A 15,320-nucleotide genomic window follows, 5' to 3' on the forward strand; every position below is an offset into this window, starting at 1 on the left:
GGGCCGAGCCGACGCTGGCTAGGCGGTCGCGCGAACTTCCGCTTCTTCCCACGACGCGGTGAAGTGGTTGTAGCAGATGGAATTGTCGAGCGTGGAGCGGTCGGGCACGTTTTCGGAACTCACGACTTTTCCGAGACGCTCGGGGTCGGGCGCCGCGAGCGCGAGGAGTCGGGTGTAGTCGTGGTGCGGGTCGAGGATCACGTCGTCGGCCGGGCCCCGCTCGACGATTCGGCCCTTGTAGAGCACGAGGATCTCGTCGGAGAAGTGCCGCGCTGTGGCCAAGTCGTGGGTGATGTACAGCACGGCGAGGTGGTCTTCGCGCTGGAGTCGGCCGAGCAGGTTGAGCACGCCGAGTCGGATTGACACGTCGAGCATTGACACCGGCTCGTCAGCGATGACGACGCTCGCGCCCGGTGCGAGAGCACGGGCGATGGCGACCCGCTGGCGCTGTCCGCCGGAGAGCTCGTGTGGTCTGCGCTGGGCAAAGTCGGCGGCCGGCTCGAGGTTCACCCGTTCGAGCATTTGCACGACCCGTTCGTGCGTTTGCTCGGCGCCCTTCGCCCGATGGTGGATCTGGAGCGGCCGGGCAATGTGGTGCTCGATCGAGTGGAACGGGTTGAGCGACGCAAACGGGTCTTGAAACACCATCTGCACCTGGCGTCGGTACATCGACCCGCCCACCGGGGTGCCGTCGTCGAGCGCCACATTGATCTGCCCGCTCGTGGGCTTCTCGAGGCGTGCGAGAATGCGCGCGATGGTCGACTTGCCGGAACCGGACTCACCGACGAGCGCAACGGTGCGACCGGGCACCAGGGTGAACGACACCTGGTCAACCGCACGGAACTTCTCGCGGGCGAGGCCCTTCCTTACCGTGAACTCCTTGACGAGATTCGCAACCTCAACACTGGTCATGCTCTGTTCTCTTCCTCGAGGTCGTCGATACCGGTACGAATAAACGAACCCCGCGCGCCGCTGAGACTCGGGAACGATCCGAGCAGTTTGCGGGTGTACGGATGCTGTGCATTGCGATAGAGCTGATCCGCCGTTTCCAATTCCACGATTTCGCCCCGCAACATGACGGCAATCCGATCGCTGATCTCCAACAGCAGTGGAAGGTCGTGCGTGATGAAGATGACCGCGAAGCCCAGCTCATCGCGCAAGCGCACGATCTCGCGGAGGATGTCGCGCTGCACGACCACATCCAGTGCGGTCGTTGGTTCATCCATAATCATGATCTGCGGCTCGAGGATCATCGCCATGGCGATCATCACGCGCTGGCGCATGCCGCCCGAGAACTCGTGGGGAAACGAGTTCAGCCGTGCGGGGTCGACGCCGACCCGGCGCAGCACGTCTGCGGCCCGTTCCCGCCGCTCGGCACGGGAGAGCCCGGGCCGGTGGGTGGTCAGGACGTCCTCCAGTTGTGCCCGAATAGAGATGACCGGGTTCAGCGCGTTCATGGCGCCCTGGAACACCATCGACAGTTTGGACCAGCGGAGGGTGCGCATCTCCTCATCGCTGAGAGAGAGGATGTCGATGTCACCGGTTTCTCGGTCGTTGAAGACGACGCGTCCGGTCGCGATTCGGGCCGGCGGCTTGTGCAGGCGGTTAATCGCGTAGGCGAGTGTCGTTTTGCCACAGCCCGACTCCCCAGCAAGGCCGAGGATTTCTCCGGCGGCCAGTTCGAACGACGCGTTCTTGACCGCGTGCACCGGCTGTTCGACCTCGTAGACGACCGACAGGTTCTCGACCGTGAGCACTGTCCGGCGAACGACTTGTGTGGCGACATCGAGTGTCGCAGTGGCCTGGGCGTTCATCGTGTCCGCTCCTTCCGGCGAGCCGCCTTCGCGGCCACCTTTGTGCGCTTTTTGTGCTGGCGCACGTTCTTGAGTTTCGGGTTGATGATTTCGTCGATAGAGAAGTTCACGAGCGAGAGGCCCATTCCGAACAGAGCGATGATGAGCCCGGGAGGCCCGAACCACCACCAGGCACCGAGCGGCAGCGCGAATCCGTTCTGCGCGTAGAACAGCATGGTGCCGAGCGTCGAGGAGTTCGACGCCCCGAGGCCGAGGAATGACAGTCCGGCTTCGCCGAGGATCGCGGCGATGACCGCGAAGACGAACTGTGACGCGAGCACGGGCAGCAGGTTCGGCAGGATCTCGACGGCGATCACTCGCCAGGCGCGCTCCCCGGCAACCCGAGAGGCCGAGACGTAGTCACGGCTGCGGATGGACAACGTCTGCGCCCGGAGAACCCGGGCAGACCCGGCCCAGCTGGTGATGGCGAGAACGACGGCGATCGTCCAGAGTCCGCGTGACTCGGGCGGCACGAAGCCGGAGATGACGATGACGAGCGGAAGGCCGGGGATCACGAGGAAGACGTTGGAGAAGAGGGAGAACGCCTCGTCGGCGAAGCCGCCGATGTACGTGCCGAGAATTCCGAAGATCGCGGAAAGGACCGTTGCGAGCACACCGACGATGAGGCCGATTTCAAGCGACCCTCGCGTGGCGAGCGCAAGCTGGGCAAAGACATCCTGACCCGTTTGCGTTGTTCCGAGAATGTGCTCAGCTGATGGTCCGGTGAGACCGATGTTGCGGATTTCGGTCGGGTCCATGGTGAAATACGGACCGACGATGCCGAAGAGGGCGATGCCGCCGATCAGGGTGAGACCGGTGATGAGCCACGGCGTCGGGGTCGGGAGCATCAGCCGGAGGGCCGAGCGCGACTTTCTCGGTCCGCCGCCACGAATGGCTGCGAGCTGTGCCGTGCTGTCGACGGTGTCGACCCCAGCGGGTTGAACGATATTCGTCATCGCGATCAGCTCCGGGCTCGGGTACGGGGATCGATGATCCCGTAGAACAAATCGACGACGAAGTTCGCGCCGAGAACTGCGAGGGTGATGTAGAGGAACAGGCCCTGCATCAGGGCGTAGTCGTTATTCGTCACAGCGGTGAGCAACTTCGACCCGATCCCCGGGTAGGAGAACACCTGCTCGGTCACGATCGACCCGGAGACCACGAAACCGAGCGAGATGGCGAAGCCGGCCACCGAAGGAAGGACGGCGTTGCGTGCGGCGTAGGTGCGGAGAATCCTGCCGCTGCGTAGTCCCTTGGCCTGGGCGGTCACGATGTAGTCCTCAGAGAGCGTCGAGACCATCATGTTCCTCATGCCGAGCAGCCAGCCGCCGAGCGACGCAACCACAATGGTGAGCGCGGGCAGGAAACCGTAGGTGATCGCCGAGCTGATGAACTCGAGATTCCAACCGGGGTCGAGGATCACGTCGTAGCCGCCCTGCGAAGGGAACAGCTTGAGTGTCGTTGCAAAGACGTACACCAGGATGAGGGCGAGCCAGAAGTAGGGCACCGCGGCGAGAAGGGTGGTCGCCGGCACCAGTGAATCGAGCCAGGTGCCCGGCTTCCAGCCAACGATCGCGCCGAGGGTCACACCGATGATGGTCGCCAGCACCGTCGAGATGCCGACGAGCATGATCGTCCACGGCAACGACGAACCAATGACCTCGCTCACCGGCGCCGGAAAGTAACTGACCGAGACACCGAGGTCACCGCGCCCGACGTTAAGCAGGTACTGCGCGTACTGAACGAGCACCGGCTGCGAGTTGTCACCGCCCAGGAGAAGCTCGTATGCCTGCCGGGTCGACGCGTCCACCACGCCGCCGCGTTGCTGCAGCTTGGCGAGCAAAATGTCGACCGGGTTGCCCGGCATCAACCTCGGGATGATGAAGTTGAGGGTTAGGGCCGCCCAGAGTGCGATGAGATAGAACCCCAGTTTTCGCAGGTAGTAACTCATGCCAGCACTCCCCCATTCATATCGAGCTTCTCCATGGCCACGGCTACTTACCCGCTGGCTTCAGGGCTTTGAAGATCTCGGCGTTGTCCGGCGCCTGCCAGATGGCCGGGAACGCGTAGAGGTTGTCTTCGCTGGGCCAGCCGGTGAACTTATCTGCGTGGTACTCGCTCGTCGTTCCGCCGGTCATGATCGGGATGTACGGCATGACGTCCACGATCTTCTGCTGGATGATGTCGAACTGCGCCTGGCGTGTTTCGGTGTCAGAGGGGTTCGTTGCCTTGAGCACCTCGAGTGCGGCGTCGACAGTGGGGTCGCTAAACCGGCTCATGTTCACCGGCGCGGTTTCACCCACCTTGGCGGTGTTGATGGTCGAGAAGTTGTTGTTGTACAGGTAGTACGGGTCGTTCGCAGGCCCTTGGCCGAGCGAGTCGATCGCGAGCTGGTAGGTGCCCTTGCTCTTCTTCTCCGTCCACTCATTCCACGACGACTGCGACGCGGTGAGACCGATGCCCGCCGCCTTGAGCTGCTGCGCCATGGTGTCGATCGCGGTGATGTAGTCGGTCCATCCGGTGACGACTTCGACGGTCAGATTGAGAGCGACACCGTCCTTGGCATAGATGCCGTCCGCGCCCTTGGCGTATCCCGCTGATTCCAAAAGCGAAGCGGATGTCGCGGGGTCGGGACTGCTGGGAGCCACCGGTTCTTCAATGCTCGATGAGATCAGTTCGCTCTGGTTCTCGGTGAGCGCGAATGTCGGAGACATTTCGCTCGCCGTGTTCTGGAACGCGAGCGAGTTCAACTGGTCACGGTCGATCGCGTAGTAGATCGCCTTGCGCACAGCCGGGTCCGTCTGCGGTCCGGTGCAGCCGAGAGCAGCGTTGGAGCAGGTGAGCAGCGCCATCTGGTTCATCGGGATGGTGATGGCTTCGTAGCCGGGGTACGTCGTCGACACATTCTCGAGGTCAGGTACCGGTCCGGTCTGCCAGTCGATGGTACCTGCGGCGAGCGCGTCCGCTCCGGCCGTGTTGCCCGACAGCGAGAGGAATCGGATGTTCTCCACCTCGGGCGCGCCCTCCCAGTAGTCCTCATTCGCGGTGATCGTGAAAGCCTGCGGTTTGAAGTTGCTCAGCGTGTACGGGCCCGTTCCGACGGGTTCCTTGATGACGTCGGCGGCGGGATCGATGTCTTTCCAGAGGTGCTCGGGCACGATCGGCGCACGGCCGAGGAGCGTCGGCCCGTCAACGAATGCCGCGTGGTCGAAGGTAAAAGTCACGTGTGTGTCGTCCGTCTTGGTGACCGCTCCGTCGAATCCGATGCCGTTGATGGCCGGTGTGTCGAGGAGCATCTGGAACGTGAACACGACGTCGTCCGCCGTGAACGCCTCGCCGTCAGACCAGATCACGTCGTCGCGCAGGGTGACGTCGAGCTGGGTGCCGTCATCGTTCCAGGTGTACTCGGTTGCGAGAAGTGGCTTGTACGGGTCCGAGTTCACCTGGGTGACGAAGAACAGCGACTCGAAGATGGTCCCGACGCCGCCAATCTTCGTCGGTGAGTATGGATTGAAGTTCAGCTGGTAGTCGCCAGCCTGTCCGGTGTATGCGACGAGCGTCGAGGCGGACGAGCCGCCGCTCGAACTCGACTGTGACACGCAACCGGTGAGGGCGAGGGCTGAGACAGCAACAGCGGCGACTGCCGTGCCGACGCGCCTCGCAAACGGTGAATTCAGGGACATCGTTGGACCTTTCATCGGTGAAAAGCCACGGAAAGTGGCGAGGGGTTCCCGGCGCATTCCACCAGCAGAAGAGCTGTGCTGAGTTTCGGAAAAACCGTTGGCTACTTTCTTAGGGGACTTTATTAGGTAAGTCAAGTAACTTTATTAACTCGGCAGAGGAACCGCCGAGGCGCAGAGTCGCGCTGGTCGCACACCGAAGGCACCCCAAACGCTCGCGCAACGTCAGCCGCACGTGCGCGCCGAACTCACCCGGTAAGGCCAACGAGCCCAGAGTGCAGTTCACCCGCCCCAGGGACCGCCGCGGCGCCCGGGTGCGCCCCGGCGCCGTCAGCTACACAGCTTGAATGTATGCCAGGGCCGAATGCTCGGGCTGCAGCGGTGGAGCCTGAATACCCACCGCGGCGAGCGCTCGCCCCGAAAGCACTACCCCACCGTCGGCTTGCCAGGTGGGCGCCGTGTTGTTCGTCGAGAACGGCGCACGTGGCCCCACGGAAGTGACCCGGTACCGCACATCCGGGTCGAGCCCCGGAATCCGCACCAGTCCCGGTGGCCATGTCGACGGCCGCGCCAGCAGCGCAAACTCGAAGAGCGCCTCAGAACGGTCCTGCGCGACGATACCGTGCACCGCGAGCTCCGTGGTCGGGTGATCAACCCGAACCGTTCGGCCCGAGTGGATCAGCGGCCGGAACCGCTTGTGCAGCTCGATCCACTCGGCCAGTTCGGCTCGCTCGGCCTCCGATGCGGTCGAGATGTTCCACTCCACACCGAAGTGCCCGAACAACGCCGTCGACGCACGGAACGACAGGTCGTGTCGACGACCGGTGGTGTGCGAGCGCGGGCTGCCGATGTGGCTGCCCACGAGCTCGGGGGGCAGCAGCTGCCCGGTCCAGCGCAGGATGCCCTGCCGCTCCAGCGGGTCAATGCAATCACTCGCCCAGACCCGATCGGTGTACTCGAGTACCCCGAAGTCAATGCGCGCGCCACCCGACGAGCAGGATTCAATTTCGAGGCGCGGATGCCGCGCCTTCAGCTCTGCACACAGTCGATAGACCGCGTACGTCTGGGCGGACACCCCCGCGGTGCCGGTCACGGTCGAACCGGCGTCGACAAGGTCGCGGTTGTGGTCCCACTTGAGGTAGTCGATCGCATACTCGTCGACGAGGCTCGAGATCGACTGCAGGATGTACTCGTACGCGCCTGGGATCGCGAGGTTGAGCACCTGTTGCTGGCGCTGCTCGAGGGGCATCCGCCCTCCGGTCTGCAGGATCCACTCGGGGTGAGCCCGAGCCAGGTCAGAATCGGAATTCACCATCTCGGGCTCAAACCAGAGCCCGAACTGCATACCGAGTTCCCGCACGCGAGTGACCAGGGGGTTCAGGCCGTCCGGCCAGACGTCGGTGTCGACGACCCAGTCACCGAGGCCGGCATTATCGCTTCGACGTCCGGCAAACCAGCCGTCATCGAGAACATACCGCTCCACTCCCGCCGCCGCCGCGTGCTCCGCGAGTTCGAGCAGCGGCTCGAGGCGGTGGTCGAAGTACACGGCCTCCCAGACGTTGAGGGTGACCGGTCGCACTGACCGCGGGTGCTGCGGCCGTGCACGCAACCACTCGTGAAACCGCCCGGCCTGTTCGTCGAGACCTCGACCCCATGACCCGTAGATCCACGGCGTCGTGTAGCTCTCGTCCCGCCCGAGCACCACTTCTCCGGGAAGCAGGAGCTCCCCGCCGCCGAGCAGCGTCTTGCCGCTCGTCATGCGCTCGAGGTAGGAGACGTGGTTTCCACTGAACCCGACATGCAGGCCCCACACCTCACCGGTGCTCGGGCCGAAACCGAAACCGGCCTCTCCGGCGATCAAGACGGTCGCAGCATCCGCTCCCGTTCGTCCTCTCCGCGACTCACGCAGGTGCGTGCCGACCGTGATGTCGCGGCGCTGAGGCACGCGCTCTTTCGCCCACCGACCGGCCTGGTCGAGCGATTCGGTCGCGACCGGCGGCACCGGCAGCGTCACAACGAGGCGCTGCACCTCGTAGGCCTCCTCGGCGTGGTTGGTCAGCGTGGCGCGACTTCGCAGGACGCCGGATGCCGTCAGCTCCACCTCCAGCACCAGCTCCAGTTTCGCCACGGAGTCGATCGCGATCGCCGCTATCGTCGAGCCCTGCTGCTCGAAGCGCACCTCGTGAAAGCGCGGCGACCAGTCGCGGCCGAACCGGGAACCCTGCAGCCCGGGGGCACCGAGCCAACCGGCGCTCTGCTCCGGAACCATGCTGACCCGCACCGGTACGTCGACGGCGTTTTCGAGCAGTGGGGAGACGGTCGAGGCGAGGTCGCGAAGATCATCGTCCGAGGTCTCGCCGAGATCGGCTCCCCAGTGCAGAATCGACGGAAGGGCATTCGGCGGAGCATCAAGAACAAGGCTCACCCCCGACGCTCGGAGATGGATGGGAGTCGAAGCAGTCGAATTCGTCATGGTCTCTTTCCTCGGCGGCGCTGTCGTGGTAGACAGTATCTTAGGCGGGTTAAGTAAGTTCCTGTATCACGTCCGCCTTCTCGAACGACCGATTGCACACAAAGGATGATGGAGTCCATGCCGATATTCGACAACCCCTCGCTGCAGCTCTACACACTGAGGGACGCCCTGTCGGCGGACTTCGCCGGCACGATGGAGCGGGTGGCCGCGATCGGCTACCGCCAGGTCGAGCCATACAATTTCGTGGCCAACGTCGACGAACTCGAGACGGCGTTCGCATCGACGGGGCTCGTTGCTCCATCGACCCACGTCGGTCTGCTCGCCATCGAGGACCAGCGCCCGGTCTTCGAGGCTGCCGTGCGACTGGGCATCGGCATTGTGATCGACCCGCACGTCGACCGAGCCCGCTGGACCACCGCTGCCGACATCGCCGAGACCGCCGAGCAACTCAACCGTGCCGCGAAAATCGGCGCCGAGTTCGGCATCACGGTCGGCTACCACAACCATCACTTCGAACTCGAGAACCGGATCGACGACCGATTCGCCCTCGATCTTCTGGTTGATGCGCTCGACCCCGCCGTTATCCTCGAAATCGATACCTACTGGGCTCAGGTCGGCGGTGCTGACCCGGTCGAGCTACTCACCCGCCTCGGCCAGCGCGTTGTCGCCATCCACATTAAGGATGGCGACGGCACCCTCGACACCAAGGCGCAGGTCGCGGTTGGCTCGGGATCACTGCCCATTGAGGCGATTATCACGGCGGCACCGAGTTCGGTCATTGGCGTTGTCGAGCTCGACGACACCTCGGGCGATGTCTTCGAGGCCATCACCGACAGCTACACCTACCTCACCGGAAAGGCCTCGGCATGAGCGGCACGGGCCCGGTCGGCATCGGCATCATCGGCGCCGGTGTCATCAGCGAGACCTACCTCGAGAACCTGACCTCATTTCCCGACGTCAAGGTGCACGTGGTCGGTGACCTCTTCGAGGAGTCTGCCGCCAAGCGCGCCGCCCAGTTCGGCATCGAATCGAGCGGTGGCGTCGACGCCGTCCTTAACCATCCCGATGTCGAGATCGTCGTCAACCTCACCATCCCCACCGCGCACGTTCCCATCGCACTCCAGGCGATCGAAGCTGGCAAGCACGTCATCGGTGAGAAGCCATTCTCACTCGATCGAGCCAGCGGACAGGACCTTCTCCAGAGAGCAGCGGATGCCGGCCTGCGCGTCGGCTGCGCACCTGACACCTTCCTCGGGGCCGGTTTGCAAGCGGCGTTCCGGGCGATCCGTCGTGGCGACATCGGAACCCCACTCACCGCCCTCACCCTGATGCAGTCCCCCGGACCGGAGTCATGGCATCCGAACCCCGCATTCCTGTTCCAGGAGGGCGCCGGCCCGCTGTTCGACATCGGACCGTACTACCTGACCGCCCTCGTGCAGGCGTTCGGCTCGATTTCCCGGGTGGCCGCCTCTGGTTCGACGGCCCACGCAAAGCGGGTCATCGGTTCCGGCCCCAAGGCGGGCGAGGAGTTCGACGTCACCGTGCCCTCGCACGTCGGGGCTCTGCTCCAGTTCGCCGAGGGGGCGTCGTCGCAAAGCGTGTGGAGCTTCGACTCGGCCGTTCCCCGCCACGGCTTCGTCGAGATTGCCGGAACCGAGGGCACGCTCGTGCTCCCCGACCCGAACAACTTCGACGGCGACCTCGTGATTCACCGGCGTGGCTCAGAAACGAGTGAGGTGCTCGAGTCGACCACCGCAACGTCGACCCGGGGCACCGGGGTCCTCGACCTGGCCCGCGCAATTCGGGAGGACCGTCCACACCGCGCCTCGGGAGAACTCGCGTTCCACGTGGTTGACACCATGGTGTCGATCAGCGAGTCGATCGAGACCGGCGAGTTCGTGACAGTGGGGAGCACGGCTCCGAGTGTTCCTCCGCTGCCCGACGACTGGGACCCGCGGGCAACGACGATCTAAGCCCGCCGACGTTTCGTCGACCACACCGGGCCCTCCTCGTCACCCTTCGGGGAGGGCCCGGAGAAACTCCCGAATCACCGGGGCGATGATCTCCGGCGCGACGTCGTGGCCCTGGTTCCCGAGCGAGCGATGCTGGCCCGCGCTCAGTGCAGCCGCGAGTTGCTCCGCCGCGGCAGACATGATCGGCACCTGCCCTCCGTCGATGACCAGGGTCGGCTGCGAAACTCGGACGAGCAGGTCGCCTGGAAGGGTGCCATCGCCCATGAGCGCGTCGTCGTAGGCCAGCGTCGGCGCAATCGCCTCGGTCCCCGTCCACCACGGCGACGATTTCATGCCGGCGACCGACTCGGCGGGCACTCCGACGCGGGCCATAAACAGTTCCGCCGCTTCTCCCCGCCGCCCCTCAGACAGCAACCTCGTCAACTCGGCGGTATACGCGACGGCGGCCGCGCGCCCCTCAACCCCGGTGTACGGCGGCTCGAAGAGAACCAACGCGGCCACCTGGGCCTGCAGTTCCGCGGCAGCGGCGAGCGCCAGCGCACCGCCCGATGACGCCCCGTAGAGGCGCACAGGCCCACCAACAGCGTCGATGAGCGCCGCGAGATCATCCACTTCACGTTCCACAGACCAGGGAAGCGTGTTTCCACTGGCTCCGCGCCCGCGCCGGTCGTACAGCACAACGGCGACGTCTGACGAAAGGTGTGCGGCGAGCGGCCGCATGGGGCCGGAGTCACGAAAACACATCGCGCCGTCGACGAGGATCAGCGTCGGGCCGTCACCCTGGACCTCATAGGCAATCTCCGTCCCGTCCCCCGACACCACCGTTGCCATTCATTTCTCCCTGAGATCGCGTGTGGCTGAGCAAACTACGGCTCGTCGCGCGGCGCGTCAAGACTAGAATGAAAAGCACCTCGTCACAGGGAGAATCCGCACTTACTTCATGCACTTTATAAAGCAATGTAAGTTACTATGGGTGCATGACGGAGAAAACGCGCCGCCGCGCGAGCTCAAAGGGCAGGACACTCGACCTCATTCGGTCGTCCGGGCCGATCAGCCGGGTGGAACTCGCTGAGCTCACCGGTCTCACCCAGGCCACCATCTCCACGGTCGTGCGCGAGCTCCTCGCCGACGGCGTGATCAGCGAAACCGGCCGCGGTGAGTCCACCGGCGGCAAGCCGCGCATGCGCCTCGAGATCAACCCGGCGTCACGCCTCGGCATCGGTGTGCACATCGGACAGGACTACATCACCTATATCGTCGCAGATCTGGGCGGTACCGTCGTCGGTCGCAAACGCGTCGACGGCCCCGGCGACGCGTCCCCGGTGTCGGTGGTCGCCCGCATGTCGGATGACATCGAGGCGCTTATCGTCGGCCTCAACCTCGACCGTGAGAGTCTGGTCGGCATGGGCCTTGCCATCCCGGGCCCCGTTGACCGCATCGCCGGCACCGTCCGCGGCGTTCCGGCGCTCCTCGGCTGGACCGACTTCCCCATCCGCAAGGCACTCGCCACCACAACGGGCCTCCAGGTCGAGTTCGACAACGACGCCACGGCCGCGGCGATCGGCGAGTACTGGCTCGGCGCGACGGTCGGTTACGGCAGCTATGCGTCCGTCTACATGGGTTCCGGCATCGGCTCGGGCATCGTCATCGACGGCACGATCTACCATGGCCTCTCCGCTAACGTCGGTGAGATCGGGCACGTCACGGTAATTGCGCTCGGCCCCGAATGTCCCTGCGGCAGCCGCGGCTGCCTCGAACTGTATGCGGGCCCAAAAGCCATCATGGAGAAAGCCACGGATGCTGTCGCTTGCGGCGACCTGGACCTGGCGCTCACCGGAAAAACGTCGGTCGATTTCGCCACGCTGGGCACCGCGGCCACCCGAGGTGATGCTGCAGCAGCTGCCCTCATCCAGGAATCGGCGGACTATTTAGCGGCCGCCCTCGTCTCGATGGTCAACCTCTTCGACCTTCCGCTCATCGTTCTGGCTGGCAATGCCTTCTCGACGGCGGGGTCGATCTATGTGCAAACTATCTCCCGCGTCCTGGCCGAACGGGCCATGGTGCGCGACATCCATCCGATCGAAGTACGCATGTCGGTCAACGGCAACGACGCGGCCGCGCTCGGAGCGGCAACCCTCGTGCTGCAGGACCGGCTCTCCCCACGCTCCCTGCGCTCCGTCGCCTTCGCCTGAGCACTCCCACACCCGAAAGCTCCCATGACTTCTTCCACGACCCGCCTCTCAATCGACGGCGGCCAATCGGGCATTCGGCTTCGACTGACCAACGCCTCCGGCATCCTCGCTGAGGCCGAACGACCGGGCGTGCTCACCGACCGCCCGGTCGTCGACCAGCTCGCCGACCTCACGGTCCAGCTCGCGACTGACACCGGGACCCGCATCGACGAACTCGCGGTCGGCACCTCGGGGCTCACCCCGGCCGCCGCGAACCCCGGCGGGCTCCTTCGCGTGACGGCCGCAGCCGGGGTACGCCGGGTCGCGCTGGCCCACGACTCGATCACCGGATACCTTGCCGCCAACGGCACCGAGCCCGGCGTCATGCTGGCCGTCGGCACGGGCGTCGTTGTTCTCGCCCTGTCCGAGTCGAGCGTTGCCAAGGTCGACGGTTGGGGGTCGCTGCTCGGCGACGCGGGCAGCGGCTACTGGATCGGCCGGGCCGGGCTCGATGCGGCGCTCCGCGCCTTTGACGGCCGGTCGACCGCAACCACCCTGCAGGCCACGGCGGAGGCCCGGTTCGGTCCGCTCGATGAGCTCTACATGCGGGTGCAGGCCGACCCCCTCCGGGTAAGCGTCATCGCCTCATTCTGCCGGGACGTGGTCGACGCGGCCACCGCCGGTGACACGATCGCCCGAGGCATCGTGGGCGCTGCCGCCGCTGAACTCGCGCACTCCGCCGCAAGCGCGCTCGCCCGCGTCGGCTGGCAGCCCGGCACCCCAGCCCGCGTCGGGGCGGTCGGCGCACTGGCCACTCACGCCGTCCTGATGCGCGAGCAACTCACTACCGAGTTGGCCAGGCAGGCGCCGGGCGCTGCCCTGGCTGCGCCGCTGGGCGCTCCCCTCGACGGGGTTCAGTCACTGCTCGACGTGGCCACGTCACATCCGCTTCGCCCCTATATCTTCACAGCGGAGGCGGCGGCAGCGGCTTAAGCGTCGGCCGTGGTCGGCGCCGCACGTGGCTCCACCAGGCCAGCACCGCGGCCTCTGGTAACCGGAGTCGGGCTGCGGTACCGTGTGGTCAAGAGGGAGGCATTCAATGAAGAATCGAATCCTGGTCGGCGTCAAAGACCCCGACACCAGCAGGGCCGCCGTACTGTGGGCCGCCGAGCGGGCCGCCTCGCGGCAGCTCGGACTGTCGCTCGTGCACATCGTCGACGAGGGGATCCGGCGCGCCGGGAGCTCAGACCTTCTCGAAGCCACCGGGTCAGCCGTCGAACGAGTGCTTGCGACGAGCGCTGAACTCGCACGGTCTGTGGCGTCCGGTATCGATATTTCAACCGACTCCGTCGAGGGCAACCCGCTCACCGAACTGGTTTCCCGGTCGGCCGACGTCGACATGGTGGTGGTGGGAAGCGACCCAGCCACGAGCGGAGCGACGCGCCACGGCACGCGCGGCTTTCGCATCGCCGCGGCATCGACCACGCCGGTGGCCGTGATTCCTGAACTCGATCGACGGGGCCGCGCCGGGATCGTGGTGGGCGTGGACGGGTCGGAGAGTTCGCGGCACGCGTTTGCGTTCGCTGCCGATGAAGCCGAGCGCCTCGGCGAAGAACTGATCGCCGTATACGCGTGGCCGAACCCCGTTGTGTACGGCTACGACCTCGCGTTTCCGGTTGACTACGTTGAAGACCTCACCGAGACCGGGCACGAGGCGATTTCGCGCGCGGTCGAGTGGGTGAGCGCAGATCACCCGACCCTCGATGTGCGGCGGGTCGTCAGCCAGGGTGACCCGGTCACCGTGATCAACGGCGAAGCCGCTGGGGCCTCGCTCACTGTTGTCGGTAGCCACGGGCGGGGAGCCGTCGCCCGGTTCCTGCTCGGATCGGTCAGCCACGGGGTGTTGGCGCGCCTGGCCGCTCCCACCGTGATCGCCCGTTAGGACTCGCCGCGGAAGAAGTCGGTGAGCAGCCGCGCGCAGGCCTCGGCCCGCACTCCCGCGTAGACCTCAACGCGGTGGTTCAGTCGGCGATCTCGGAGCACGTCATAGACGCTACCCGCCGCGCCTGCCTTGTCGTCCCACGCGCCGAACACCACGCGAGGGATCCGAGCGGAGAGGATGGCACCCGCGCACATGACGCAGGGCTCCAGCGTGACGATGAGCGTCGCAGTGGTGAGGTGCCAGTCGCCGGTCGTTTCGGCGGCCTGACGGATCGCCTCGACTTCGGCGTGGGCGGTGGGGTCCTGTCGCGCTTCACGAGCGTTGCGTCCGACGCCGATCACGGTCCCGCTTCCGTCCACGACGAGCGCTCCAACCGGTACATCGTCGGTCTCGAGGGCCAATCGGGCCTCGGCGAGGGCGCCTTCCATCCACTCGACGTGCTGCGGCAGCTCGGGAAGGGGCACGGATTCCTCAGGGTCGATGGCGCCGTTCTCACCAACGGTATCGGCGAGTAGCAGGGGTGCAGGTAGATTAGAGCCTATGCGAGTGCACGTAGCTGACCACCCCCTCATCACCCACAAACTCACGGTGCTTCGTGACAAGACGACACCGTCGCCGGTCTTCCGTGCGCTGACCGAAGAACTGGTCACCCTCCTCGCCTACGAGGCGACTCGCAACGTGCGCACCGAGCCGATCGAAATCGAGACGCCCGTGACCACCACCATGGGTCTCGCGATCAGCACTCCTCGTCCGCTCGTAGTGCCGATTCTTCGCGCGGGCCTCGGCATGCTCGAGGGCATGGTGAAGCTTCTTCCGACCGCCGAGGTCGGTTTCCTGGGCATGGTCCGCAACGAGGAAACTCTCGAGCCGGCGACGTATGCCGAGCGCCTCCCCGACGACTTGTCCGACCGGCAGTGTTTCGTCCTCGACCCGATGCTGGCCACCGGCGGCTCGCTCGGTGCGGCTATTGACTTCCTCTTCGCACGCGGCGCGATCGACGTCACGGCCATCTGTCTGCTTGCAGCGCCCGAGGGCATCGCAGCCCTCGAGAAGGCCACCGAGGGTCGCGATGTCACCATCGTTCTCGGCGCACTCGATGAGCGCCTCAACGAAAACGGCTACATCGTGCCGGGTCTCGGCGACGCCGGCGACCGCCTGTACGGACTCGTTTAGGCCTCTTCGGGCCATAGAACATACTTCGGGCCGAGTTGCCGTGCCCTAAAGTGCG

General features: G+C 65.4%; 14 protein-coding genes. 6 read left to right on the forward strand and 8 right to left on the reverse strand.

The genetic code is table 11. The features are described from left to right. Nucleotides 1–18: 18 nt before the first annotated feature. The 6 genes from L1277_RS12630 to L1277_RS12655 form a co-directional block, all read right to left on the reverse strand. Nucleotides 19–912: an ABC transporter ATP-binding protein gene (locus tag L1277_RS12630; RefSeq protein ID WP_253376827.1), complete on the reverse strand. Its 894-nt coding sequence runs from the start codon at nucleotides 910–912 to the stop codon at nucleotides 19–21. After that, nucleotides 909–1,814 carry an ABC transporter ATP-binding protein gene (locus L1277_RS12635; protein ID WP_253376829.1) on the reverse strand — a complete coding sequence of 302 codons (906 nt, stop codon included), beginning with the start codon at nucleotides 1,812–1,814 and terminating at the stop codon, nucleotides 909–911. Before L1277_RS12635 ends, L1277_RS12630 begins: the two co-directional genes overlap by 4 nt. Next, nucleotides 1,811–2,809: an ABC transporter permease gene (locus tag L1277_RS12640; protein WP_308215102.1), complete on the reverse strand. Its 999-nt coding sequence runs from the start codon at nucleotides 2,807–2,809 to the stop codon at nucleotides 1,811–1,813. The genes L1277_RS12635 and L1277_RS12640 overlap by 4 nt, the downstream gene beginning before the upstream one ends. Nucleotides 2,810–2,814: 5 nt before the next feature. After that, a complete protein-coding gene (locus tag L1277_RS12645) occupies nucleotides 2,815–3,804 on the reverse strand; it encodes an ABC transporter permease (protein WP_253376831.1) in 990 nt (329 codons plus the stop codon). Between the two features lie 43 nt (nucleotides 3,805–3,847). Continuing rightward, nucleotides 3,848–5,536 carry an ABC transporter substrate-binding protein gene (locus tag L1277_RS12650; RefSeq protein ID WP_253376833.1) on the reverse strand — a complete coding sequence of 563 codons (1,689 nt, stop codon included), beginning with the start codon at nucleotides 5,534–5,536 and terminating at the stop codon, nucleotides 3,848–3,850. A gap of 331 nt (nucleotides 5,537–5,867) precedes the next feature. Further along, nucleotides 5,868–8,006, reverse strand: a complete 2,139-nt coding sequence (locus L1277_RS12655) for an alpha-galactosidase (RefSeq protein WP_253376835.1) — start codon at nucleotides 8,004–8,006, stop codon at nucleotides 5,868–5,870. A 117-nt stretch (nucleotides 8,007–8,123) separates the two neighbouring features. Between L1277_RS12655 and L1277_RS12660 the strand changes: the two genes are divergently transcribed. Together L1277_RS12660 and L1277_RS12665 are read left to right on the forward strand one after the other, a co-directional pair. Then, the gene (locus L1277_RS12660) at nucleotides 8,124–8,876 is read left to right on the forward strand and encodes a sugar phosphate isomerase/epimerase (RefSeq protein ID WP_253376837.1); all 753 of its coding nucleotides are present in this window, start codon (nucleotides 8,124–8,126) and stop codon (nucleotides 8,874–8,876) included. Continuing rightward, complete coding sequence (locus tag L1277_RS12665; RefSeq protein WP_253376839.1) at nucleotides 8,873–9,979, forward strand: Gfo/Idh/MocA family protein; 1,107 nt, start codon at nucleotides 8,873–8,875, stop codon at nucleotides 9,977–9,979. Before L1277_RS12660 ends, L1277_RS12665 begins: the two co-directional genes overlap by 4 nt. Before the next feature lie 39 nt (nucleotides 9,980–10,018). Here the strand turns inward: L1277_RS12665 and L1277_RS12670 are convergent, their stop codons facing one another. Continuing rightward, nucleotides 10,019–10,810 carry an alpha/beta fold hydrolase gene (locus L1277_RS12670; protein WP_253376841.1) on the reverse strand — a complete coding sequence of 264 codons (792 nt, stop codon included), beginning with the start codon at nucleotides 10,808–10,810 and terminating at the stop codon, nucleotides 10,019–10,021. Nucleotides 10,811–10,956: 146 nt separating this feature from the next. On the opposite strand from L1277_RS12670, the gene L1277_RS12675 reads away from it, so the two are divergent. The 3 genes from L1277_RS12675 to L1277_RS12685 all read left to right on the forward strand — a co-directional run bounded on the left by L1277_RS12675 (nucleotide 10,957) and on the right by L1277_RS12685 (nucleotide 14,092). Continuing rightward, nucleotides 10,957–12,171: an ROK family transcriptional regulator gene (locus L1277_RS12675; RefSeq protein WP_253376842.1), complete on the forward strand. Its 1,215-nt coding sequence runs from the start codon at nucleotides 10,957–10,959 to the stop codon at nucleotides 12,169–12,171. A 24-nt stretch (nucleotides 12,172–12,195) separates the two neighbouring features. Next, nucleotides 12,196–13,143 (forward strand): N-acetylglucosamine kinase, encoded by a 948-nt coding sequence (locus L1277_RS12680; protein WP_253376844.1) that lies wholly within the window; start codon nucleotides 12,196–12,198, stop codon nucleotides 13,141–13,143. Between the two features lie 106 nt (nucleotides 13,144–13,249). Beyond that, nucleotides 13,250–14,092 carry a universal stress protein gene (locus L1277_RS12685; protein WP_253376846.1) on the forward strand — a complete coding sequence of 281 codons (843 nt, stop codon included), beginning with the start codon at nucleotides 13,250–13,252 and terminating at the stop codon, nucleotides 14,090–14,092. Here the strand turns inward: L1277_RS12685 and tadA are convergent. Beyond that, nucleotides 14,089–14,556: a tRNA adenosine(34) deaminase TadA gene (tadA, locus tag L1277_RS12690; RefSeq protein ID WP_374110238.1), complete on the reverse strand. Its 468-nt coding sequence runs from the start codon at nucleotides 14,554–14,556 to the stop codon at nucleotides 14,089–14,091. The two genes, L1277_RS12685 and tadA, sit on opposite strands and share 4 nt — an antisense overlap. 76 nt (nucleotides 14,557–14,632) lie before the next feature. Here tadA and upp point away from each other — a divergent pair, with 76 nt between their 5' ends. Further along, nucleotides 14,633–15,265 carry a uracil phosphoribosyltransferase gene (upp, locus tag L1277_RS12695; RefSeq protein ID WP_253376848.1) on the forward strand — a complete coding sequence of 211 codons (633 nt, stop codon included), beginning with the start codon at nucleotides 14,633–14,635 and terminating at the stop codon, nucleotides 15,263–15,265. The last annotated feature ends 55 nt before the right edge of the window (nucleotides 15,266–15,320 follow it).

Source organism: Okibacterium sp. HSC-33S16 (genome assembly GCF_024171565.1).
Lineage (GTDB): Bacteria > Actinomycetota > Actinomycetes > Actinomycetales > Microbacteriaceae > Mycetocola_A.

Coding starts and splice junctions, on each gene's coding strand:
- L1277_RS12630 (WP_253376827.1), bottom strand. CDS start 912: ATGACCAGTGTTGAGGTTGCGAATCTCGTCAAGGAGTTCACGGTAAGG.
- L1277_RS12635 (WP_253376829.1), bottom strand. CDS start 1,814: ATGAACGCCCAGGCCACTGCGACACTCGATGTCGCCACACAAGTCGTT.
- L1277_RS12640 (WP_308215102.1), bottom strand. CDS start 2,809: ATGACGAATATCGTTCAACCCGCTGGGGTCGACACCGTCGACAGCACG.
- L1277_RS12645 (WP_253376831.1), bottom strand. CDS start 3,804: ATGAGTTACTACCTGCGAAAACTGGGGTTCTATCTCATCGCACTCTGG.
- L1277_RS12650 (WP_253376833.1), bottom strand. CDS start 5,536: ATGTCCCTGAATTCACCGTTTGCGAGGCGCGTCGGCACGGCAGTCGCC.
- L1277_RS12655 (WP_253376835.1), bottom strand. CDS start 8,006: ATGACGAATTCGACTGCTTCGACTCCCATCCATCTCCGAGCGTCGGGG.
- L1277_RS12660 (WP_253376837.1), top strand. CDS start 8,124: ATGCCGATATTCGACAACCCCTCGCTGCAGCTCTACACACTGAGGGAC.
- L1277_RS12665 (WP_253376839.1), top strand. CDS start 8,873: ATGAGCGGCACGGGCCCGGTCGGCATCGGCATCATCGGCGCCGGTGTC.
- L1277_RS12670 (WP_253376841.1), bottom strand. CDS start 10,810: ATGGCAACGGTGGTGTCGGGGGACGGGACGGAGATTGCCTATGAGGTC.
- L1277_RS12675 (WP_253376842.1), top strand. CDS start 10,957: ATGACGGAGAAAACGCGCCGCCGCGCGAGCTCAAAGGGCAGGACACTC.
- L1277_RS12680 (WP_253376844.1), top strand. CDS start 12,196: ATGACTTCTTCCACGACCCGCCTCTCAATCGACGGCGGCCAATCGGGC.
- L1277_RS12685 (WP_253376846.1), top strand. CDS start 13,250: ATGAAGAATCGAATCCTGGTCGGCGTCAAAGACCCCGACACCAGCAGG.
- upp (WP_253376848.1), top strand. CDS start 14,633: ATGCGAGTGCACGTAGCTGACCACCCCCTCATCACCCACAAACTCACG.